Raw genomic sequence first — 22,672 nt, forward strand, 5'->3', positions numbered from 1 at the left:
TTGAGAGAGAACGAGTCCTGACCCTAGGGCCACCAGTCGCACTCAGCCCTTGGCCAGCACTCCGAAAAACGAAAAGCGGGGCACCCGAAGGCGCCCCGAAGTCCAAACAGGGAGTGATGGAAGGCTCAGGCCGCCTTGTAGGCCACGCCGTCGTCCGACGAGGTTCCGATCACCGTCCAGACGGTCGCATGACCGGCCGAGTTGTTGCGGAACCAGTGCTTGCGGCCTGCCGGCGTCTTGACCAGGTCGCGCGGACCCAGTTCGACCTCGACGGTTTCGCCGTTTTCTTCCCAACCCACGGTTAGCGAGCCCTCGATCACCATCATCGCGTCCTCGACGGGACGGGTGAAGGCCTGCACGCCGGTGCGGCTGGGCACGCCCCACATTTCCTTGCGGCAGGTGTCGTTGGCGATGCCGCCCTCGCCCACATAGACCTTGCGGGTGAACCCGGCCTCTTCCCAGATCGTCGGCGCCTCTGCGTGACGGATGACGAATTTGCCCATCAATTGCTGCAGTTCATGCGTGCCATTCGGGTCGAACGGCATGGTCTTGCCCGGCTCGGCGCCAAAGCTGCGCGCCAGTTCGGGGGCGTGCTCCTTGGGGTGGTAGTGGTATTTCGGCGGCAGCGGCTTGCCCACGTCGACCGAGATCGACATCAGCACCGGCTCGGGGCCATCGACGCGAAAGCCGTGGCCGACTTCACGCGCGTTCAAGATCATGTCCTTGGGGCCAAGGTTGACCTCGACCACCTCGCCGTCACGCTCCCAGCCGACGATCAGCGCACCGTCGATGATCAGAAAGCTCTCTTCGATCTCGTGGCTGTGGCAGGCGGCGTACTTGCCGTGTTCCTTGTAGATCAGCGACAGGGTGAAATTGTCCGGCTTCATCGTGCTGGTGTCACCGACCTTGGGCGAGCCGCCAGAGCCGATATAGCGCATCTGCGCGCGGGCCAGGTCGGGGAAGCCGGCGTTGGACGGGAAGGCGTTCCAGTCGAACTGCTTGTCGGTGAAACGGCCGGTATGGGCGGACAGCTCGGCGGCCAGGGTCGAAACCGCATCGGTCTTGATGTTCATCGGGTGTTTCCTCTTGTCGTGTCGCGCTTCAAATTCGATGCGATATGGGTAGCAAAACCGCGTTTTACATCCTATACGCCGTTTCATGGACAAAACGCGCTTGCCTCGAACCAACCTTGATCCCGCCGAGGATCGCTATCTTGTTCCCGGCCTCATACGGGGCCTTCAGGTGCTGACTGCCTTCACTCCCGAACGCCGGGAAATGTCCCTGTCCGAGATCGCGCGCGAGATCGGGCAAAGCCGGTCCGCCGCCTTCCGGTCCGTCTACACGCTGGCGCAGATGGGATACCTGTTGCACGACGAGGCGCGAAAGACCTATGCGCTTGGCCCTGCGGTGATGCGGCTTGGCTTTGGCTATCTTGCCACGCGCGAACTGGTTGAGATCGCGCTGCCCGAGCTGGAACGTCTGCGCGACGAAACCGACTGGTCCACGCACCTGGGGGTGCGGGACGGGACGCTGGTTCTGTACATGTTGCGGGTGCCCAGCCGGCTGGGTCTTGGCAGCATCGTCCATGTCGGCAGCCGCCTGCCCGCCGCCAATACAACGATGGGGCGGGTTCTGCTGGCGGACCTGGACGAGGAAACGCTGATCGCGCTGTACCGCGACGCAAACGCACAGCGCACGACCCGGAACACCGCGCCAGGCATGACCGAACTGCTGGCCCAGTGGCGGGCCGACCGCAGCAGCGAAACGGTGACCCAGGTCGGCAGTTTCGAGGCGGGGATCACATCGGTCGCGGCCCCCCTGCGCGACATGTCGGGCAAGACCGTCGCCGCGATCAATGCCACCAGTGCGACAGAGGGTCGGCAGGCCGTACCCGCAGAGGTCAGACGCGCGCTGGAGGACACGGCGGCCCGGATTTCACGCCTGCTGGGCAACTAGGCAAAGAAAAACCGCCCGGAAAGTTGCCGGGCGGTTTCCAGTCTCAGGCTGCGCAAGGATCAGTCGCTGATCGAGCCTTCCTCGTCGCGGCGCGCGTGCATCTTGGCCTTGACCCGGGCGCCAATGATCAACGGCAGGACAAAGCCGATGATCGCGATGGCCCAGAGGCCGATGGACAGCGGGCTGTCGACCAGGGTCCACCAGTCGCCGTTGTCGATGGTCACCGCGCGACGCAGGTTGTTTTCCATCGCGTTGCCCAACAGCGTGCCCAGGATGATCGGCACCAGCGGCACGTCCAGCTTGCGCAGCACCCAGCCCATGACACCAAAGCCGATCATCACCAGCAGGTCGAAGGTCGAGCCCGAGATGCCATAGATCCCGACAAAGCTGACCATCGCCACGATGGGCATCAGGATGCGGCTGGGGATCATCAACACGCGGGTGAACAGGCCCACCATCGGGATGTTCATCGCCAAGAGCATGAAGTTGGCGATGAACAGCGCCGCGATCAGGCCCCAGACCACGTCCGGGTTCTGGGTGAACAGCAGCGGCCCCGGCGTGATGTTCAGTGCCAGGAGAACCGCCAGCAGAACCGCCGTCGTCCCCGATCCCGGCACGCCCAGCGCCAGCATCGGCACCAGCGCGCCCCCGGCGGCAGCGTTGTTACCCGCCTCGGGCGCGGCCACGCCGCGCGGGTCGCCAGTGCCAAAGGTGCCTTCCTTGTCGACCAGCCGCTTTTCCATCGAGTAGGAAATGAAAGACCCCAGCGAGGCCCCTGCCCCCGGCAGCACCCCGGCGAGGAAGCCCAGGAAGGAGGTGCGCAGCATGGTGGGAGTGGTCTGCTTGATCATCGACATCGGCGGATAGAGCTTGCCGACGGTGATCTTCTTGCCTTCGGCGTCAGAACCGCCGTGACGGTTTTCAAGGAAGATAAAGACCTCGGACAAGGCAAACAGACCGACGATGGCCACGAGGAAATCGAGCCCGTCATAGAGGTGCACCTCGCCAAAGGTGAAGCGCGGCACGCCGGTCTGGGTGTCGACACCAATGGTGGCCAGGCCCAGGCCCAGCGCGGCGGCAAAGGCCGATTTCGCCTGGTTGGTCGAGGACACGCCGCCCAGCGTCATGAAGGCCAGCGCGAAGAGGGCAAAGTATTCCGCCGGGCCGAACAGCAGCGCGATCTTGACCAGCTGCGGTGCCAGCAGGATCAGGCCCCAGGTGGCAAAGAAGGCGCCGACGAAAGACGCGATGCCCGAGAGCGACAGCGCCTCGCCCGCGAGGCCCTTCTTGGCCATCGGGTGCCCGTCGAGGCAGGTCATCATTGCCGGTTCATCGCCGGGGATATTGAGCAGGATCGACGAGATCCGCCCGCCGTACATCGCCCCGTAGTAGACCGAGGTCAGCAGGATCAGGGAAGGCGTCGCGCCCAATCCCATCGTGAAGGCCAGCGGGATCAGGATGGCCACGCCGTTCGACGGGCCAAGGCCCGGCAGCGCGCCCATGATCGTGCCCAGAAAGCAGCCCAGCAGCGCCAGCAGCAGGTTTTGCCAGGTCAGCGCGATGGCAAAGCCATCGGCGAGATTTCCAAACATCTCCATTTTTCAGAACCCCCACGGCCCGCGCGCCAGCGACAGACCCAGAACAAGGTGAAAGATGACGTAGATGCCGACAGAGGTGCAGACACCGACAAGCACTGCCTCAAGCGGTGCGGACCCCAGGCGCCATGCCAGGTAGGCGGCGGCAAAGGCGGTGGCCACGACAAAGCCCGCGACGGGCAGCATCTCGGCATAGAGGATCAGCACCACGACCGAGGCAAAGACCTCGACCAGGCGGCCAAGCGCGGGCCAGTGCGGCTCGGCATCCGGGCGCAGCACGATCACCAGGCTGGACAGGCCCAGGATGGCGGCAATGATCAGGGGGAAGGCCTTTGGGCCGACGGCATCCGAGAGAAAGCTTTCCTCGATCGCAAGCGCGGCAAAGACATAGCCGATGGCGAGGAGAATGCCGACGACCCCGAAAATACGATCGCTCATGGCGGTCTCCTTATCCGGGTGTCAGGTAGAAGGTCGGGCGCCGCACATCCGCGCGGCGCCCTGCATCAGGCAAGCGGCGGGCGCTTACTTGATGATGCCGATTTCCCTGGAAATCGCCTGGATCTGCGCAACCGAGTCGGCCACGAAGCTCTGGAACTCGGCGCCCTGCAGGTCCAGCGGGGCCAGGCCGTTTGCGGCCATCACGTCTTTCCACGCGTCCGAAGCATAAAGATCGGCGATCTTGGACACCCATGCGTCATAGGCCTCGTCACTCATGTCGCCGGGGGCGTAGAAGCCGCGCCAGTTGGCGCCGATGGCGTCGATGCCCTGCTCGCGCGCGGTCGGGAACTCGGCGAATTCGCCGGGCAGACGCTCGGGCGACAGGACCGCGATGACCTTGATGTCACCGCTGTCGACAAAGCCCTTGGCTTCGGAGATGTCCCCGGTGAAGGCCTGAACCGAACCGGCCAGCAGTTGGGTCACGGCCTCGCCGCCGCCGTCAAAGGCGATGTACTTGACCGAACGCACGTCGCTGATGCCATAGGCATTGGCTGCGATCAGGACCTTCAGGTGGTCCCAGCCACCCACGGCCGAGCCGCCCGCCACGGAAACCGAGGTCGGGTCCGCCTTGATCTGGTCCAGCAGCGCCGGCAGGCTGTCGACTTCGCTATCGGCGGAAACGGCGATCACGCCGTAGTCGGCGCCGATGGTGGCCAGCCAGCGCACCTGATCCATGGTGTTGCCCGGGTAGGCGCCTTGCGCGAGGCGGGTCGCGGTCGCTGTCGAGGCCGCCACGATCAGGTCATCCTCGTCGTTGCGCTTGTTCACCACTTCTGCAAAGGCCACGCCACCGCCGCCACCGGCGAGGTTGACGACCTGCATGGTCTTGTCGATCAGGCCAAGGTCCTGCATCGACTTGCCGACCTGGCGGCAGGTAAAGTCCCAGCCGCCGCCCGGGTTGGCCGGGGCGATGCATTCGGGGTTTTCCTGCGCCTGCGCCGCGACGGCGGAAAACGACAGGACAAAGGCGGCCAATGCGCCACGGGTTGCGGAAAATTTCATGTGGTCCTCCAACACTCTGGCCGGACGCACTCCTCTGCATCCGGTCCGGTCCCCGCGCCATGAACGACTCTGCGCCCTTTTCCGCGGGTTGTGGATGTGTAACCAATGATCCTGTCATGAACCTGTCAGCCATAGGACAGAATGACAGGAGAGGGAGGCCGCGGCGATGCGCGTGCTCATGATCGAAGACGCCGAGGATCTGGCCGAGGGCGTGATCAGGCAACTGGCCCGGTCCGGCATGGTCTGCGACCTGGCCCCCACGATCGAGGCCGCCCGCGACTATCGCGCAGTACAGGATTACGACGCGCTGATCGTGGACATCAACCTGCCTGACGGCTCCGGCCTCGGCTACCTGCGCGACATCCGGCAAGGCGGCAACCGCACTCCGGTCCTGATGCTGACCGCGCTGGCAGATGTGGACGACCGGGTGACGGCGCTGGACGCGGGCGCCGATGACTACCTCAGCAAACCCTTCGATCAGCGCGAGCTGGAGGCCCGACTGCGCGCGCTGGTCCGGCGCGAGGCGGACCGCAAGTCCCAGCAGATCACGCTGGGCCCACTGGTCTACGCGCCCAACGACCGCAGCGCCACGCTGGACGGAAAACGCCTGGACCTGACCCGGCGCGAGGCGGCCCTGCTGGACGCGCTGATCCGGCACCAGGGGCAGTACCTGTCCAAGGCCCGGCTGTACGATTCCCTCTACGGGTTCGACGATGCCGACGTCGGCGTGAACGCGATCGAGCTGTATATCGCGCGGCTGCGCAAGAAATTCGCCGACAGTCCCGTCAGTATCGCGACCCAGCGCGGCGTCGGCTACCGGATCGGGCTGGATGGCTGAGGCACGCATCCAGCGCAGCCTGGTTGCCCGCGTGCTGGGCGCGGTGCTGCTGATCCTGCTGCTGGGCGGATTGCTGGTGACGGTCTCGACCTGGTGGAACGGCAGACAGGCCGCGCGCCAGTCCTATGACCGCATCCTGCTGGGCGCCGCCAGCGACATCGCGGAATCGATCCGCATCCAGAACGGCGCACCTTTTGTCGATCTCCCCGTCTCGGCCTTCGAACTGCTGGCGCAGGCCCCCGAGGACCGCATCTATTATGCCGTGCGCGGCCCCGACGGCACCTTCATCACCGGGCTGGACGAGACCTCGGCCATTGCGGCCCCGGGTCGGGCCGGCATAGCACCGGGCTATTTCGATGCGCCCCTGCAGGGGGAACCGGCGCGGTTTGTCCAGGTCACGCGGCGCTTTGCCGAACGGGAATATTCGGGATCGGTCGAGGTCATCGTGGGCCAGACCCTGCGCGCACGGCAGGACATGACGGCGCGGCTGGTGCGGGATGCGCTCTGGCCGATGGGCGTGGCCGGCGTCGTGTTGCTGGTCATGTCCTGGTTCGTGATCCGCTCTGCCCTGCGCCCGCTCGAGGCGATCTCGGTCGATCTGGCGCTGCGCGACCCGAACGACCTGACGCCGATTCCCGTCGACCGCCTGCCCCGCGAATTACAGGTCATGCTGGGGGCGATGAATCGTTTCATGGGGCGGCTCGACCGGCAGGTCGACGCGATGCGCAACCTGATCTCGGACACCGCCCACCAGTTGCGTACCCCGGTCGCCGCGATCCGCGTCCAGGCCGAGGCGGCGCAGGCCGAGACCGGGAACGAGGGAGCAGACAGGGCGCTGGGCCGGCTGCTGGCACGCAGCCGGTCGTTGAGCAAGCTGCTGGATCAGCTCTTGTCCCGCGCAATGGTCATCCACCGCACCGACAGCGCCCCCCGCCGCCCCGTCGACCTGCGCGAGATCGCGCTGGAGATCATCGAGCGGGACGAGCACCAGGCCCTGGCCCCCGGCGCCGAGGTGCGGCTGGACATCAGCGATGCGCCGGTCATGGTCCTGGCCGATGCCTTTTCGCTGGGCGAGGCCGCCAAGAACCTGCTGGCCAACGCCCTGCGTCATGGCAAGGCCCCGGTGACCATTGGCGCAGACCAATCCGGCAAGAGCGCCGCGATCTGGGTGCGGGACAGCGGGCCTGGCCCCGGTCCGGAAATTGCACAACGGCTGGGCGACAGGTTCAACCGCGACCGCGCCTCTGGCGAGGCCAGCACGGGGTTGGGCCTGTCCATCGTGACCTCTGTCGCCGCAGCCTTTGGCGGTTCGGTCGAGATGGCCCGCGACGACAAGGGCTTTCGCGCGGCACTGGTGCTGCCCGCGGCCCCGGGGGAGGCAGAGGAATGATCGTCCTCAGGACACTTCTTCCCTGGCTTATGGCGCTTGCATTTCTCGTCACGGGGGCTGCGGCGCAAGAGATGGAGGACAGGGCAGAGTTCGGGTCGGGCGAGACCCGGCTGCTGCTGCGCTCGACCACCGATATCGCCATCCTGCGCCCGGTGATCCGGCTCTTTGCCGACCAGAACCCTGACCTGACCATCGTGTATGAACAATGGGGGTCGAACGATCTCTTCGCGCTCAGCCGTGCGGGTTGTCGTGAAGAAAGCGAGCCCGCCGATGCGGTCTTTTCCTCGGCGGTGCAACACATGGTCTGGCTGGTCAATGCCGCCTGCGCGCGGCAGGTCCAGTCACCGCTGGCCAGCGCCCTGCCCCCGGCCCGCCGCTGGCGCAACGAGCTTTGGGGCATCACCACGGAACCGGCGGTCATCGTCTACAACAAGGCGGCGATTTCGGGGGCCGAGGTGCCCCGCACGCGTTTTGCCCTGCTTGACGCCATGCGCACGCGGCCAGAGTTCTTTCGCGGGCGCATTGCCACCTATGACATCGGGGCCTCGGGGCTGGGGTTCCTCTTTGCCTATGCCGATAGCCTTGAAGCGACCAGTTTCGGTTCTCTGCTCGAAGGGTTCGCGCGGATCGAGGCGGTGGCGACCTGCTGTTCCGCCGAGATCATCCGGGGCGTCGCCGAGGGCCGGTATCTCATGGCCTACAACGTGCTGGGGTCTTACGTTCTGGGCGATCAGAGCGCCGAGATCGGGTTCATCCTGCCCGAGGATTACACCTTGCTCCTGTCGCGCGCCTACATGATCCCGCGGCAGGCCCGCCAGCCCGAGGCCGCCGAGCGACTGCTGGACTTCCTGCTGTCCACGCCCGTGCAGGCACAACTCGCCGATGCCGGGCTGGTCAGCCCCATCGACGACGCGGAAAATGGGCTGGCGCCCAGCGCACGGCGGTTCATTCCGCTGTCGCCAGCCCTGCTGGTGGCAATGGACCGTAACCGGCGCGCGGCGCTCTTTGCCATCTGGGACGATGCCTTTCGCCGCGCCACCGGCCCCTAGCAGACAGGCATCACGACCCGACAACGCCGCGCGCCGCAAGCGCGGCAATGTCCTCGGGGCCGTAGCCCAGCACATCCGCCAGTACCTGCGGCGTGTTCTCGCCCAGCAGGCTGGGCGCGCGGGCTGCGGCGGGACCTTCCCCGTCAAACCTTATCGGGCCACGGACCAGGCGCATCTCTCCCTGGCTGGGGTGACGGACGGTTTCCACCAGAGCCCGGTCCTGTACATGCGCCTGTTCCAGTGCGTCGCCGATGGACAGGATCGGCGCGCTGGGGACGTCATATTCGCCGAGGCGGGCCAGCCAGTAGTCCGTCGTCTCCTGGGTCATCCGCCGGTGTATGATCTCATGCAGGGCGTCGCGGTTGGCCAGTCGCGCGTCGTAGAGCGCGAACCGGGGATCCTCGATCAACCCGTCCTCTCCCAGGCAGCGTGCGAAATTGTGCCAGAACCGTTCCGTCAGGCAGGCCACGATCACATGGCCGTCCGAAGTCGGGAAGGACCCGTAGGGTACGATGCTGGGATGCTGCGTGCCGACAGGCTGCGGGCTTTGCCCGGTGACGAAATAGATCTGCGACAGGTATCCCTGCAAGGCGATCAGGCTGTCCAGCATGGCCACCTCGACGTGCCGCCCCTTGCCGGTCACATTGCGCTCGTGCAGCGCCGCCAACAGACCGAACAGCGAAAAGATGCTGCCCGCCATGTCGCCCAGAGGCACGCCCAGCTTGTTCGGGGCCTGTCCCGGCTCGCGGTTGACGCTCATGACGCCGGAGAGGGCCTGCGCCACGATGTCGAAGGCGGGCTTGTCACCCAGCGGGCTGTTCTCGCCGAAGCCCGAGATCGAACAATAGATCAGGCCCGCGTTGTCCTGGCGCAACTGTTCGTACCCCAGGCCCAGGCGGTCCATCACGCCGGGGCGGAAATTCTCCAGCACGATGTCGCTTTGCCGGGCGAGGTCGCGCGCGATCTGCACGCCTTCCTCTGACTTCAGGTTCAGCGCGACGCTTTTCTTGCTGCGGTTCAGGGCGATGTAATAATGGCTCAGCTCGCCGTGGAACGGAGGAAAGTTGCGAGTCTCGTCGCCCTTTCCGACCGGCTCGATCTTGATCACCTCTGCGCCGAGGTCGGCCAGCACCATGCTGGCATAGGGACCGGACAGGATGCGCGAAAAATCCAGGACCTTGATGCCGGCAAGCGGTCCGCTGGAAGGGGAAGGCTGGGTGTCGGTCATGTGGTGCGTCCTGTTTTCGAGGTGATTTTCATGATGGCCGAGGCGGTGGCCACGGGCCCGGTTTCGCTGTGGATCTCTGCATCGACGAAGATCAAGGACCGGGTGGCATGGCGGATCTCGGGCCTGATCTTCAGGAAGTCGCCGACCCGCGCCGCACCCAGGAACCGGCTGTCCATCTGGACCGTGACCGTGGGCTGACGATCGGCGGCCTTCCAGGCAAGGATGGCGATCGCCTGGTCCAGCAAACTGGTCAGCACGCCGCCATGCACCAATCCGATATGATTGCCGTGGCGGTCATCGGTCTGGAAGCCATATGTCCCCCTGTCCCCGGCATCCGTCGCGCGCAGCAAGGGCCCCATCAACGCCATGAACCCCTTGATCTCCAGCGGCCTCCATTCCCCGGTGTCCGTGTCAGTCACGCCTCAACTCCCCGCGTCGATCTGCAATTCCTGGATGTGGTCCCGGATGCCCTGCATGGCCCGGGTCAGTTTCGGCACCTGCTTGTCCTTGAGCCGCTCGGAGATGCCGATGGCGACGATGGACCGCGTCATGCGTCCGCTGCTGCCGAAGACGGGCACCGCCACGACGGTCACGCCCGAGATATAGGTGCCCTGGTCGACGGCATAGCCGCGCTCGCGCGCCTCGCGGATCTCCTGCACCCAATCCTCGAAGGCGGGGGGATGATCCCAGACCAGACGGTCGAATTCCTGCTTTAGGGTCTGCTCATCCTCTACGTTGAAGGCGGCGAACAGGCGCCCCGTGGCGCTGATGAGCGCGGGAAAGCGGCTGCCCAGGTCCACCTGCAGCCGGAACGGCATGCTGGATTGCGACAGGGCCACGACGATCATCTGGTTGGGTTCCGAGAGCTGCGTGGCGATGCTGGTCACGCCGAACTTCTGCGACAGCTCGGACAGCTGCGGCTGGATCAGGGTCGAGAAACTGTTGCGCTGAAGCGCCGAGCGGGCCAGCGGCAGGATGCCGATTCCGATCGTGTAGCGCTTGGTCTGCGAATCGAAATCCACCATCCCCTCGTCCTGCAGGACACGCAGGATGTGCAGGCAGGTGCTGGGCACCAGATCCAGCTCGCGCGCCATCGGGTTGACCCCCACCGGTTCCGGCGACCGGGCCAGAAACCTCAATATTGCAAGGGCCCTGGTGACTGCCGGCACCTGCCGTTTCGCCGTCGATCCCGCCTGTTCACTGGTCATGCCTACCTCTCCGAACCACCGATTTTCATTGCTCATATACAATAATAACAGCGTATTGACAATAGATGACTGCAATCCCTACCGTTGTCAACGAACCGGACGGACACCTCGTGTCGATCCGCACACGAGACCTTGGGAGGCAGACAGGAATGACCCGCCTGACGGAATTCACGTCGTACGAAGACGCCAAGAAACACTATTCGAAGGACCGCCTGTGGGAGCTATTCGACGGCACACGGGAGCGGTTCAACATCGCCCACGAGTGCATCGACCGCCATGTCGACGGGGACAACGTGGCGCTGCGGGTGGCCCATGCGGATGGCCGCGACGAGGTCATCAGCTTCGAGGAAATCTCGCGCCGCTCGTCGCAGATCGCGCATTTCCTGACGGCAAAGGGCATTGGCAAGGGCGACCGCGTCGCGGTGATGATCGACCCCTCGCTGGCCTTCTATTGCGCGCTCTTCGGCGTCATCAAGGCCGGTGCGGTTGCGGTGCCGATGTTCTCGCTTTTCGGGCCGGACGGCATCCGTCTGCGGGTCGGCGACTGCAAGCCCGAGGTCTTTTTCACCAATGCCGAGAAAGCCCCGGAAGCGGTTGAAGGCGGCGCCAAGAATGTCATCGTCGTCGACCAGGAGTTCCTGGACGGGCTGAATGATCTGCCCGCAACCTTTGACTGGGACACAACGGGCCGCGACCTGGCGGTTCTGCAATACACCTCGGGCACGACCCGTGCCCTGCCGGCGGCGGTGCAGCACAATCACCAGTCCATCGTCACGCTGATGGTGGCCGCGCTTTATGCCACGGGCATCCGTCCCGGCGACCGCTTTTTCTGTCCTTCCTCCCCGGCCTGGGGCCACGGATTGTGGCACGGGACGTTGGCGCCGCTGGCAATGGGTGTTTCTACGGGCACCTTCAGCGGCAAGTTCGATCCCGTCCGCCTGTTGAAGGCACTGCAGGACTTCAAGATCACCAACCTGACCGCTGCGGCCACGCATTACCGGATGATGCGCAACTCCGGCGAGGCCGAGAATTACACATACAGTTTCGACAAGCTGTCCTTCACCGGAGAGCCCATCGACTCGGAAACCGCGCATTACGTCCAACGGGTCTTCGGGACCAAGGTGCGGTCGATGTACGGCACGACCGAGATCGGTGTCATCATCGCCAACTATCCCGGCGCCGACGACCTGGAAGTGCGCGATGGCGCGATGGGCAAGGCCGTTCCCGGCGTCGAGGTCGAAGTGCAACGCGCCGACGGCAGCCCGGCGGACCCCGGAGAAACCGGCGAGCTGATGGTCAGGAAGCGCGGCGAATGGTTCCCGACAAAGGACCTCGGCCGCGTGGACGAGGATGGCTATTTCTACCACGGCGGCCGCGCGGACGACGTCATCATCTCGGCCGGCTGGACCATCGGCGCGGTCGAGGTCGAGGACGCGGTTCTCAGCCACCCGGCGGTGGCGGAATGCGGCGTAATCGGCGCGCCGGACGCGGTGCGCGGCCTCGTGGTCAAGGCCTACATCATTCTCAAGGCGGAAGAGACCGACGGCCTCGTCGAGGACATCCAGAACCACGTTCGCGCCCGCCTCGCCCGTCACGAATACCCCCGCCAGATCGAGTTCGTCAGCGAACTGCCGAAAACCCCGGCGGACAAGGTCAACCGCAAGATCCTGCGCGATCAGGAAGCCAAGAAATTCGAAGCCGCGGAATAACCCGCGCGCGACCCGACAGACGTTCTGAGGAGAAGACGTAGATGAACGACATGACACACAAGAAATTCCCGAAGATCACGCAGGAAGGGCTGGACGACCTGCGCCAGCGCATCGGCGTGAAGATCGAGAAGACGGTCGAACCCTGGTGCTATGAGGCGACCCGCGACAACATTCGCCACTACGCGCATGGCATCGGCGACGACAACCCGCTGTGGTGCGACCCGAACTACGCCAAGGGCACGAAATACGGCGACGTGATTGCCCTGCCCTCTTTCCTCTTCGCGACCAACCGGATCATCTCGGGCTATGTCGGCGGTCTGCCGGGTGTTCACGCGATGTGGTCGGGTGCCAACTGGAACTGGCACAAGACGATCACCCGCAACATGGAATTCCGCACCGAGGCGGTGCTCAAGGACCTGGTCGAGCATGACACCCGGTTCGCGGGCCGCGCCGTGCAGCAGATCTATCACGTCGATTTCTACGACGCCGCGACCGGCGACCTTGTGGCCGATGCTGACAGCTGGTGCTTCCGCACCGACCGCGACCAGGCGCGCGAGAACGGCACCAAGTACACCGAGGCCAAGGAAAAAGGCCGCCGTGTCTGGACCGAGGAAGAGCTGCAGGAATACTACAAGTACTACGAGCAGGAGACGGTCCGCGGCGCCGAAACCCGCTACTGGGACGACGTGGCCGAGGGTGAAGAGCTGCCCACCATGGTCAAGGGTCCGATGACGGCCACCGGCTTCATCGCCTACGCCCAAGGCTGGGGCGGTCTGTATATCCGCGCCAACAAGCTGGCATGGCAGCTACAGCAGAAGCACCCCAGCGCCGGACCCAAGAACAAATTCGGCATTCCGGACTGCCCCGAGCGTGTTCACTGGGAAGAGGAATTCGCCCTGGAGGTCGGCGCCCCCGGTGCCTATGACTACGGCCCCGAGCGCACCTCCTGGCTGACCCACCAGGTCACCAACTGGATGGGCGACGACGGTTTCCTGCGCCAGGCCAAGTGCCAGGTCCGCCGGCACAACCCCGAGGGTGACATCATCCTGATCCACGGCACCGTGATCCGGAAATTCGAGGAAAACGGCCGTTACCTGCTGGAAATTCAGCAGCGCGCGGAACAGCAGGACGGCGAACTGTCGGCCATGGGTTCGGCGATCGTCGAACTGCCCAAGCGCTAAGATCGGAATACCGCAACGGCAAGGGAGGCATGGCCGATGCTTGATAAAGTTCTGAGCAAGATAGAAGACGTCCTGCACCTGGCGGGCTGTCTGAGCCTTGTCGCCGTCGCGGGTCTGATCAACGCGGACATCCTCTTGCGCTTGTTCGCGAACCGCCCGGTCCAGATCCAGTTTGAACTGACCGAACTGTACCTGATGCCGGCGCTTGCAACCCTGTCGCTGTCGCGGGTTTTCCGCGATGGCGGCCATCTGGCACTGGAATTCACTCCCGAACGCCTTCCCGGTCCGATCGGCGTGGTGATTTCCAAACTTCGCTTGTTGTTGCCCGCGGCGTTCTTCGTCGCGGTGACGGCAATGTCCGGAAAATTCGCCCTCGAAGCCATCGTCCACGGGGACGTGGAATACGGGGTGGTCGATTGGCCGCTCGGGTGGGCCTATGCCTCCATCCCCCTGGGATGTGGCGTTCTGGCCCTGCGGCTGCTGCATGACGCGCTGTTGAAGCGCGATCTTGCAGTGACCTGAATTCAGTTCAAACGGGAGGAGAAACCGATGAAATTGATGACCACTTGCCTTGCGGCCGTGACCGCCGCTTTGACCTTTGCCACGGCTGGCCAGGCGGAAACCCTGCGGCTTGGCGATTTCCAGTCGACCAGCCACATCGTGTCCGTCGAGGGCACGACCAAGTGGATGGCCGCGGTCGAAGAGGCCACCGACGGCGCGATCACCTTCCAGCACTTTCCCTCGCAGCAGGCCGCCAAGTCCAAGGCACAGCTCGATGCGGTGAACAACGGCATCCTTGATGCTGCGCTGCTGGGCACGCCGTACCACGCCGATGTTCTGCCGCTGAACTCTGTCGTCGCTCTGCCGGGATTCTATACCACCGCCGAACAGGGCACCAAGGCCCTGCAGGCCATGCTCAAGGACGGACCGCTGCGCGAAGAAATCCTTGCCGCGGGTGTGACGCCGATCTTCGGTTTTGTGCTGCCGCCCTACCAGGTTCTGGCCAAGGCGCGCCTGGGTCAACCCGCCGACTGGGACGCGCAGGATATCCGCACCTCGGGGTCGACGCAGGCGATGACCGCCCGCGCGCTGGGTGGCGTCGGAATCTCGATCCCCGGACCGGAAGTCTATACCGCGGTGGAACGTGGCCGTCTTGATGCCGTTCTCTTCCCGCTGGCCTCGGTGCCCGGCTACAAGCTGAACGAGGTCGTCAGCCATATTTCGACCAACGGGTCGTTCGGCGGCTACAGCTTTGTCATGGTGATCCGCAGCGACCTGTTCGACGGGCTGCCCGAAGGGACACAGGCCGAGCTGCTACGTCTTGGCGATGAGAGCGCCCTGCACGTGGCGCAGGCACAGGATGCCTCGGTGTCCGAGTTGATCGAAGAGTGGAAGGCCGAAGGCATCGACACCTACGAGTTCACGGACGAGGAACTGACTGCCGTGAAAGATGCGCTGAGTGCGGTCAGCCTGGACTGGGTCGAGCGGATCAAGAGCGACAATGCTCAGGCCGTTCTCGATGCCTACGCGGCCCAGACCAGCCAGTAATCCGACATCTAAACGGACATGAAGACAGCCGCCTGCGGCGACTGTCTTTCACTCTAACGCGCACAGGCCACTTATGCTGACCTTTCTTGCCATACTTGTCGTTTTGGCTGTCTTGATGACGTTTCGCGTTCCCATCGCTTTTGCCATGGGGATTTCCGGGACCATTGGCCTTGCGGCCCAACTGGGACCGCGCCCGGCCCTTGCGGTGCTGGAGCGGACATTCTTCGATACCTCCGCCTCCTTCATCCTGGTCGCCATCCCGCTGTTCATTCTCATGGCCGAACTGCTGACGGCGGGGGATGTCACCCGGCGGGCCATCATCGCCTGTCAGGCCTGGATCGGCCACGTCAAGGGTGGGCTGGCCATGGCCACCGTGGCCGCATCGGTCATCCTCGCCGCCCTTGTCGGCAGCTCCACTGCCTCGACTGCGGCGATGTCCGCCTCAGCCTTTCCGCAGATGCGGGCGCACAGGTATTCGGATCGGCTCGCGGCCGCGGTGGTCAGCGTCGGCGGTACGCTCGCCGTGGTGGTGCCGCCCTCGATCGTGCTGGTGGTCTACGGCGTGTTGACCGAGACCTCGATCGGCAAGCTGTTCATTGCCGGGATCATTCCGGGGCTTCTGACCGCCACCGGCCTGGCCGTGGTCATCAAGATCATTGCCGAAACGACCGACCAGGCGCCCAAGGGCGATCCCTTCGTCCTGAAAACCGCGGTCAAGGAAAGCCGTCATGTGATCCCGATGGTTCTGCTCATGGTGGCGGTGATCGGCGCGATCTACGGCGGCATCGCCTCGCCCTCCGAGGCGGCGGCGCTGGGGGTCATGGGGTCGCTGCTGATCGTGCTGGCGCAACGCACGCTGAGCTTTGTCCAGTTTAACAATTCCATCAGCAGTTCGATCCGCGCGACGGTGATGATCGTGGCCATCGTCGCCTGTTCGGCGATCTTCTCCAACTACCTCGCCTTTACCCGCATTACCCACAGCATGCTGGAGTTCGTGGCCGTCACCGAGATGCCGCGCGAGGTAATCATGGGGTTCATCATCCTCGTGCTGCTGGTTATGGGCATGTTCATGGACCAGCTGGCGATCCTGTCGCTGGCGATGCCCCTGGCCTTTCCCACGGCCATGGCGCTTGGCTATGACCCGGTCTGGTTCGGGATCGTCGTGACCAAGACGGTCGAGATCGGACTGCTGACGCCGCCCTTGGGGCTGAATGCCTATGTCGCCGCCTCGCAGACCCGCGTTCCGCTGGGAACGATCTTTCGCGGCATCCTGCCTTTCCTGGCGATGGAGATCGTTGTCCTGATCCTATTGCTGTCGTTCCCACAGGTCACGCTGTTCCTGCCGGACCTGATGCTGCGGTGAACGGAAACGGCGCCGAGCCGCCCGTGGCTGGCCCGGCGCATCACCCCGATCCCTACAGGATAAAGTCGTCGGCGGTCAGGCCGCTGACGCCGACCACCCGGATACCGCCGTCGGCGCTGCCATCGCCATCGGTATCGAACTGAACCACGGTTCCGCCGCCTGCCGTCTCGATCAGCTGCAGTTCCGGCGCGCCGGTGCCGGTGAAACCATCCGTCCCGCGAAAGCTGAAGGCACCCGGCACAACGCCGGCCAGGTTGATCACGTCCAGCCCCTGTTCGAAATCCAGGATCTGGTCCCGAGCGGTGCCCAGCCCGGCCTCGGCGGCAGAGGCGAACAAGAAGACATCCGCATCCGCGCCCCCGGTCAGGAGATCGGTGCCCGGGCCGCCGATCAGCAGGTCTTCGCCCGCGCCCCCGTCCAGCACATCGGCCCCGCCGTCACCGCGCAGGACGTCGTCACCGTCGCCGCCGGACATCGTGTCGGCGCCCTGACGCCCGATCAGCACGTCACCGCCCGCGCCGCCCTCGATGACATTGCCCAGGTGGTTGCCCCGCAGCACGTCCCCAAAGGCAGACCCCAGCAGGTTCTCGACCGACAGGTAGGTATCGCCACGCGCGTCGCCCGTGTTCAGCGTCGGATCGACGAGGTCGGCGATCAGGCCTCCGCCCGCCGATGCGTAGACCGCCGTATCGGACCCCGCTCCGCCGATCAGCCGGTCCCCCCCCGCGTCGCCGGCAAGGGAGTCGTCGCCATCATAGCCGATCAGCGTATCGGCCCCGGCCAGGCCGGACAGCAGGTTCGACGCGCCATCGCCGCGCAGGCTGTCGCCGTAGGCGCTACCGATCAGGTCTTCCACGTCGAGATAGCTGTCCCCCGCGGCCTCGCCCGTGTTCAACCCGGCATTGCCAAGGTCGGCGATCACGGACCCGGCGGCATTGGCGTAGCTGGCCGCGTCTGTCCCGGTGCTGCCGATCAACCAGTCGGCGCCCTGCCCGCCCATCAGCGTGTCGTTGCCGCCCCGGCCCACCAGCGTGTCGTTCCCGGCCAGACCCGACAACAGGTTGGCGCCGGCGTCGCCGCGCAGGCTGTCGGAATGGGCAGAGCCTTCAAGGCTCTCGATCCCGATGTAGGTATCGCCACGCGCCTCACCCGTGTTCAGCACGGCATTGGCAAGATCGGCAATCAGCCCGGCCGCCGCCCCGTCGTAAGAGGCCATGTCCATCCCCGTATTGCCCACCAGCCAATCGGCCCCGGACCCGCCGTTCAATGTGTCGTCGCCCTCCATCCCGTTCAGGATGTCGTTGCCGTCACCTGCATTCAGGCCGTTGCCCAGCGCGTTCCCGAACAGCCGGTCATTGCCGCCCGCACTGGTCAGGTGTTCGATGCCCAGAAGAACATCCATTCCGCGCCCGGTGTCCTGCGGACCCGAGATGCGCAGGTCGACCGTAACCGCGTCATCTCCGGCAAAGCTCGCCGTGTCCTCGCCCATGCCGCCGACCAGGCTGTCGTCCCCCGCGCCGCCGGTCAGGTCATCGTCGCCCGCGCCGCCCTCGAGCGTGTCGTTGCCCGCGCCGCCGTTCATCACGTCGTTGCCGCCGCCCGCCTGCGCCACGATCACGGGGACGGGACCGACGCCGCTGATGGTTTCCGCCAACAGGGGATCGCCGCCCATCGCATCCTCCATCCGTCCGGTTGCGGGATCGGGCACCCAAAGCGTCACCAGCCCCGGCTCCGTCGCGGGATCCACCGGCGACAGTGCCTTTTGCGCCACTTCCGACGCGCCCAACGCCCGGTTCCAGACCCGGACTTCGCCGACTTCGCCTCGCAGCACCTGGTTGCTGTCGAAGGCGCCGTTCACCTGGTCCTGTTCCTGCCCGATGATCAGCGTGCCCCCGGCGGTCAGCCCGCCGATGGTCGATCCGACGATCACGTTGGAATAGACGCTTTCGCCATCATAGTAGAAGCTGAAGGAGGCATTGCCGCCGGAGTCCGGGGTGACGGACAGGGTGATGCGATGCGCCTGGCCGTCAAAGAGACCGGCCAGCGGAACATTTGTCACGTAGTGCCGGCCATTGATCCAAAGCTCCATCCCGCCTGTGGGTGTTCCGATAAGCAGCAGTTCATTGGTGCTGCCCGGCACGGCGTAGGACAGGAACGAGGTCTGCATGCTCCCCGGCGCTTCTGTCGCGCGGAACGTCATGTCCACGGTGAAGGAGCCGCCGGGCATGTCGTCATACCCCTGCAGCCGCAGCATCTGGTCGCGCGTTCCATCGGCGTTCATGGCAAAGGCCGGCGTGTCGATCCCGTCGACCAGGTGGTCATTGCCGTCGCCGCCCGACAGTGTGTCGTTGCCGCCAAGACCCACCAGCAGGTCGTCACCCGCATCGCCGCTCAGCTGGTTGCGGGCATCATCGCCGGTCAGACGGTCGTCCGAAAGCGACCCCGAGACATTCTCGATCCCGCCGAAGGTATAGCTGTAGGCGACCCCGGTCGACAGGTCTCGAAAGCCCCCGATCCCGTCGCGCAGATGGATCGCGGCCTGGCCAGGCGTCTGGACGGGCTGCCAGTCAGGCGTTCCGTCCGACAATTCGCCGGTCTGGTTGGGGCCAAAGCTGGCGGTGTCGATCCCGGCGCCGCCCTGCATGTCGCCGCCGCCCATGCCGACCACCAGCAGGTCGTTGCCACTGCCGCCGCGCAGGGAATCCAGCCCCTCGCCAGCAAAGAGCACGTCGTTGCCCAGCCCTCCGTCGATCAGGTCATTGCCCGCCTGGCCGTTGAGATTGTTGCCCAGGTGGTTGCCCGTCAAATTGTCGCCATGCTGGCTGCCGCGCAGGTTCTCGACGCCGCTGGTCTGGATAGTGGCATTGCCGCCCTGCGAAAGATCCAGCGTCACCGGCCCGTCGAAACCGCTGAAATCCGCCACGTCCGTACCCGGCCCGCCGGACAGGGTGATCTGCCCCGGACCGCTGAACAGGCGCAGGATGTCGTCCCCGCGACCACCGGACATCAGGTCGTTGCCGCCGACATCTATGCCGCCTTCGGCATTGCGCAGGTCGTCGTTGCCGTCACCGCCAAGGATACGGTCGTCGCTGCTGCTGCCGATCAGTGTATCGTCACCGTCCTCGCCGGCCAGCACGTCCAGGCCGCTGCCCGAATGGCCAAGGATCACGTCATTTCCCAGCCCGCCCCGCAGGTGGTTCGCCCGGTCGTTTCCGGCGATGAAATCGTTCTGGTCACTGCCGATGACGGCCTCGAACCCCTTGATCTCGATATAGGACTCTCCCAGCAACAGATCGAAACTGCCGCCTGGTGCGCCCAGCTGCCGCTGCAGGCTGTCGAAGGCGGCATAATCCGTCGCCCCCGGCAGCTGCGTGGTGCCGGGTTCATGTCCTTCGGCCACCCCCTTGTAGCCCAGCTTGAGCGGGTCGCCGATGTACTCGCCACTCAGGTCGACCGCCCAGCCAAGGTCGCTGCCCGAAAAGTCCAGCGTGTCGACCTCGGCGCTGCCGGCTGGCTCGGCGTCGTCGCTGCCATCGACCAGAAACCAGCCCTGGCGGGTGATCTCGACCGTGTCATCGCCGCTGCCGCCTTCCAGGTTGGTGCGCCCCTGCGCGGGCCGGAACCGGTCATCGCCCGCGCCGCCATCATAGAAATCGTGGACGGTAAAGCTGTTCTGAGGGTCCGCCGTGTCCCAGATCGGGCGAAAGTTGCGCGCACCGCCCTCGAAGAGGTCATCGCCCTCGCCCCCGAAATAGACATCCTGCCGGTCAGAGCCGATGAAGGTGTCGTTGCCTTCGGCGCCAAAGACCTGGAACGACCCCTCGATCCGGTCGGTGCCGATCAGGTTGCCCGTGCTGTCGTACTTGCGGATCAGGTTCTGCGCCCCGTCGACCCGCAGGTGGTGGGGCAGCATCGCGTCGATCTCTGCCGGGCTGAGTCCGACCGCGGCCAGTGTCGGGAACATCGGGAAATTGGCCGCGTAGTCGACGCCGCCGTACCAAATGCTGCTGAAGTTGCCGCGTTCGTTGATGTAGCTGTCATTGCCCGTGCCGGCCACGATCAGCTTGCGCCCTATGGTCGAGGGATCGGTCGGCTCATAATCCACCGCGGTGGCGATCACGGTGTCGTTGCCCGCACCGCCGATCATCAGGTCGGTGCCCTTGCCACTCAGCAGGGAATCGTTGCCACCCAGCCCGCGCAGCACGTCGTCGTCACCGCGCCCGTCCAACCGGTTGGCGCCATCGTCCCCCCACAGCCAATCCTCGTTGTCGCTGCCGGTCAGGTTCTCGACCGCAACGTAGAAATCCTCGGAGACGAAGGGCTGCCGGGGATCGCCCGGCGCCAGCAGCGACACGAAATGCGGCCGGTCGGATTCGCCCAGGTAAGAGCCGACATCACTGTCCGCGCCGCCGTCGAGCCTGTCGAACCCGGCCCCGCCTTCTAGGAAGTCGCTTCCATTGCCACCGTAGAGAGAGTCGTTGCCGTCCCGTGCGGCGATGTAATCCATCAGCTCGTACCCGGCGATGCTTTCGGCGCCGTCGGTCCCGAACATGAAATCGCGCGACGGCCCGGTCGGGACTCCGGGCAGGGAAATCCCGTCGCCATCGGTCTCGCCGTTCGCGGCATCGTAGAAATAGTCGAAATCGTCGATGTGAAGCGTGCGATCCTCGAAAATGAAATACTCGACGTTGCTGATGACGTCGGTGCCCAGATCCGGCGCATCGGAGGCGCCGTGCGTGTGGCTGACGAGAATGTCGCCGGTGACCGTGTCGCGCTTGATGCTGAATTCGCTCAGGTTGCCCTGAAGGATGACACCGTCGGTGCCGGTGCCACCGTCGATGATATCGTCGCCAGCGCCACCGATCAGCACGTCGTTGCCCGCCCCGCCGTGCAGGACGTCATCGCCCAGCCCGCCCGAGATCAGGTCATCGCCGCCCTGCGCAAAGATGTTCGTGCCCCCGGCGATGATCCCGTTGGGATCGCGCCCCTCGAAGCCATCATAGCCGATTGCAAGGTTGGCACTGTCGTCCAGCAGCAGGTTGACCGGATCGAAGGGCGTGATCAGCTTGCGCACCTCGACGGCCAGACGGTCGACGTCGTCGCGCATCCGCGCCATGACATCGGGTTCCAGCGCCACGTCCAGGTTGGGCGCATCCACCACGAGGTCACCGAATTCCACCTCGAAATTGCCCAGGTCCAGGTCGATCCCCTCAAAGAGGCTGAGTTCGGGGATCAGGTCGTTGATCGCATCCGACATCTGGTCGAAGAGGTCGGTGACGCCGAGGCTGTCCAGGATCGGGTCCAGGACCGGATTGATGACCGCGTCGATCACCGCCTCTGCGGCATCCAGCGCCCATTGCACCGGTTCCAGCGCGTCGTTGAGCACATCCATCGGTGTTTGCAGGAAATCGACCTTGCCGATCAGGTCGATGAAATCCCGGGCCACGCCGATCAGCGTGGCGGCCGTGGACGGGAAATCTCCCAGGATGCCGTCGATCCGCACCTTCAGCGCGTTGATGTCCTCTGCGATATCCGCGATGCCGCTGGTCGCCCCGTTGATGGTGCCGGCCGTGATCTCTGCCTGGTCGATCGCGTTCTGCAGCTCGGTCGGAATGGAATAGGCGTTCTCGATCCCGTCGGCGGCATCGGCGATCCCGTTCTCGATGGCCGAAAGCTCGGCCACGGTGATTTCCAGCGTGTCCCTTGCGCCTTCCAGCCCGTTGATCAGTGCCTCGACGGTGTCCTTGAAGTCCCCGAACTTGCTTTCCACGTCGATGCCGTTGGCAACGTCATTGGCGCGCTCCTCGACGCTTTCGATCACCCGCTTGAGGAAGGGGGTCACGCTCGACAGCGGTGGCCCGACCTTGGAGATCAGCGCAAGCGCATTCTTCAGCCCCTTGGCAATGCTCTCCAGCTTTTCCGCGTCCTCGTCGATGTCCTCGAGAACCTCGAAGACATCCTTGAGCAGAGTCAGCGCGTCGATTGCGCCGTTGACCGCATCCAGGGCCGTCTGCGCGGCCAGCCGCGTGTTCTGCACATTGTCGTCCAGTTGGGAAACTTGGCCAGGCATCGAATCTCTCCGTCAAATCAAGGGCCGGTCTTGCCGG

At 65.0% G+C, this 22,672-nt stretch carries 17 protein-coding genes; 9 read left to right on the forward strand and 8 right to left on the reverse strand.

All coding sequences use genetic code 11. From position 1 onward, the window contains the following. Positions 1-125: 125 nt before the first annotated feature. Positions 126-1,073, reverse strand: a complete 948-nt coding sequence (locus PVW46_RS10130; RefSeq protein ID WP_069208665.1) for a cupin domain-containing protein — start codon at positions 1,071-1,073, stop codon at positions 126-128. Positions 1,074-1,158: 85 nt separating this feature from the next. Here PVW46_RS10130 and PVW46_RS10135 point away from each other — a divergent pair, with 85 nt between their 5' ends. Beyond that, positions 1,159-1,956, forward strand: a complete 798-nt coding sequence (locus PVW46_RS10135; protein WP_052244711.1) for an IclR family transcriptional regulator — start codon at positions 1,159-1,161, stop codon at positions 1,954-1,956. Positions 1,957-2,015: 59 nt separating this feature from the next. Here PVW46_RS10135 and PVW46_RS10140 read toward each other — a convergent pair whose 3' ends face one another. From PVW46_RS10140 to PVW46_RS10150, 3 genes are all read right to left on the reverse strand, one after another. Next, a complete protein-coding gene (locus PVW46_RS10140; RefSeq protein WP_069208664.1) occupies positions 2,016-3,554 on the reverse strand; it encodes a tripartite tricarboxylate transporter permease in 1,539 nt (512 codons plus the stop codon). A gap of 3 nt (positions 3,555-3,557) precedes the next feature. Continuing rightward, entirely contained in the window at positions 3,558-3,989 is a 432-nt protein-coding gene (locus PVW46_RS10145; RefSeq protein WP_069208663.1) for a tripartite tricarboxylate transporter TctB family protein, read from the reverse strand. A gap of 84 nt (positions 3,990-4,073) precedes the next feature. Further along, positions 4,074-5,051 (reverse strand): Bug family tripartite tricarboxylate transporter substrate binding protein, encoded by a 978-nt coding sequence (locus PVW46_RS10150; RefSeq protein WP_043144863.1) that lies wholly within the window; start codon positions 5,049-5,051, stop codon positions 4,074-4,076. A gap of 166 nt (positions 5,052-5,217) precedes the next feature. On the opposite strand from PVW46_RS10150, the gene PVW46_RS10155 reads away from it, so the two are divergent. Genes PVW46_RS10155 through PVW46_RS10165 form a run of 3 tightly spaced genes read left to right on the forward strand, consistent with a single transcriptional unit; the run spans position 5,218 to position 8,328 of the window. Then, a complete protein-coding gene (locus PVW46_RS10155) occupies positions 5,218-5,889 on the forward strand; it encodes a response regulator transcription factor (RefSeq protein WP_043144862.1) in 672 nt (223 codons plus the stop codon). Then, entirely contained in the window at positions 5,882-7,279 is a 1,398-nt protein-coding gene (locus PVW46_RS10160; RefSeq protein ID WP_069208662.1) for a sensor histidine kinase, read from the forward strand. Before PVW46_RS10155 ends, PVW46_RS10160 begins: the two co-directional genes overlap by 8 nt. Continuing rightward, positions 7,276-8,328, forward strand: coding sequence for an ABC transporter substrate-binding protein (locus PVW46_RS10165; protein WP_069208661.1), 1,053 nt, complete (start codon positions 7,276-7,278; stop codon positions 8,326-8,328). Before PVW46_RS10160 ends, PVW46_RS10165 begins: the two co-directional genes overlap by 4 nt. A gap of 10 nt (positions 8,329-8,338) precedes the next feature. Here PVW46_RS10165 and PVW46_RS10170 read toward each other — a convergent pair whose 3' ends face one another. The 3 genes from PVW46_RS10170 to PVW46_RS10180 are packed head-to-tail and all read right to left on the reverse strand — an operon-like array spanning position 8,339 to position 10,764. Next, positions 8,339-9,556, reverse strand: a complete 1,218-nt coding sequence (locus tag PVW46_RS10170) for a CaiB/BaiF CoA transferase family protein (RefSeq protein WP_069208660.1) — start codon at positions 9,554-9,556, stop codon at positions 8,339-8,341. Then, positions 9,553-9,975: a PaaI family thioesterase gene (locus tag PVW46_RS10175; protein WP_069208659.1), complete on the reverse strand. Its 423-nt coding sequence runs from the start codon at positions 9,973-9,975 to the stop codon at positions 9,553-9,555. Before PVW46_RS10175 ends, PVW46_RS10170 begins: the two co-directional genes overlap by 4 nt. Before the next feature lie 3 nt (positions 9,976-9,978). Next, positions 9,979-10,764, reverse strand: coding sequence for an IclR family transcriptional regulator (locus PVW46_RS10180; RefSeq protein ID WP_069208658.1), 786 nt, complete (start codon positions 10,762-10,764; stop codon positions 9,979-9,981). Positions 10,765-10,913: 149 nt separating this feature from the next. Between PVW46_RS10180 and PVW46_RS10185 the strand changes: the two genes are divergently transcribed. The 5 genes from PVW46_RS10185 to PVW46_RS10205 all read left to right on the forward strand — a co-directional run bounded on the left by PVW46_RS10185 (position 10,914) and on the right by PVW46_RS10205 (position 16,565). Then, positions 10,914-12,473: an acetate--CoA ligase gene (locus PVW46_RS10185; protein WP_069208657.1), complete on the forward strand. Its 1,560-nt coding sequence runs from the start codon at positions 10,914-10,916 to the stop codon at positions 12,471-12,473. Positions 12,474-12,514: 41 nt separating this feature from the next. Continuing rightward, positions 12,515-13,654 (forward strand): FAS1-like dehydratase domain-containing protein, encoded by a 1,140-nt coding sequence (locus tag PVW46_RS10190; protein WP_069208656.1) that lies wholly within the window; start codon positions 12,515-12,517, stop codon positions 13,652-13,654. A 36-nt stretch (positions 13,655-13,690) separates the two neighbouring features. Further along, positions 13,691-14,176 (forward strand): TRAP transporter small permease, encoded by a 486-nt coding sequence (locus PVW46_RS10195; protein ID WP_069208655.1) that lies wholly within the window; start codon positions 13,691-13,693, stop codon positions 14,174-14,176. A 27-nt stretch (positions 14,177-14,203) separates the two neighbouring features. Further along, positions 14,204-15,202, forward strand: a complete 999-nt coding sequence (locus PVW46_RS10200) for a TRAP transporter substrate-binding protein (RefSeq protein WP_069208654.1) — start codon at positions 14,204-14,206, stop codon at positions 15,200-15,202. Positions 15,203-15,275: 73 nt separating this feature from the next. Beyond that, entirely contained in the window at positions 15,276-16,565 is a 1,290-nt protein-coding gene (locus tag PVW46_RS10205) for a TRAP transporter large permease (RefSeq protein ID WP_069208653.1), read from the forward strand. Between the two features lie 52 nt (positions 16,566-16,617). Here the strand turns inward: PVW46_RS10205 and PVW46_RS10210 are convergent, their stop codons facing one another. Then, positions 16,618-22,635: a LamG-like jellyroll fold domain-containing protein gene (locus PVW46_RS10210; protein ID WP_069208652.1), complete on the reverse strand. Its 6,018-nt coding sequence runs from the start codon at positions 22,633-22,635 to the stop codon at positions 16,618-16,620. Positions 22,636-22,672 lie beyond the last annotated feature (37 nt).

This window comes from Mameliella sp. AT18 (assembly GCF_028807275.1).
In the GTDB taxonomy this organism is placed as follows: domain Bacteria; phylum Pseudomonadota; class Alphaproteobacteria; order Rhodobacterales; family Rhodobacteraceae; genus Antarctobacter; species Antarctobacter albus.